Genomic DNA, 337 nt, shown 5'->3' with positions numbered 1-337 from the left:
GGGGAAATATGCCCGATTGACTTCAACAGTTCTAAATCAATTCGTGCCATTTGTTTAGATAACTGCCTGTCATACGCTGAAGCTAACCGGCGATACTCAGTGTCGGCTTCAAGAAGTAGGTGATCGATATACATTGAGGTAGAGTGCTTCACATGATTGTCGTATTTATTAATCAGTGAGATTGCATCTTGTTTTTTATGGTGGAAACGAGAAAATTCTGATGAGTGGTAGGTAAACACGTAATGTGATTGGTTTTCAAATTCGGTGATTTTTTCTTTGGCTGCGAAGTACATAATGTCATTCGATAATAGGTTTAGCTCATCACCAACTAGAGGAA

General features: G+C 38.9%; 1 pseudogene. It reads right to left on the bottom strand.

What is annotated here, in order from left to right:
• Positions 1-337: pseudogene (locus AB4512_RS23855) on the bottom strand (hypothetical protein); the annotation flags it as partial.

This window comes from Vibrio sp. 10N.222.52.B7 (assembly GCF_041474275.1).
In the GTDB taxonomy this organism is placed as follows: domain Bacteria; phylum Pseudomonadota; class Gammaproteobacteria; order Enterobacterales; family Vibrionaceae; genus Vibrio; species Vibrio crassostreae_C.
This window is presented reverse-complemented; position numbering and strand designations above follow the sequence as displayed.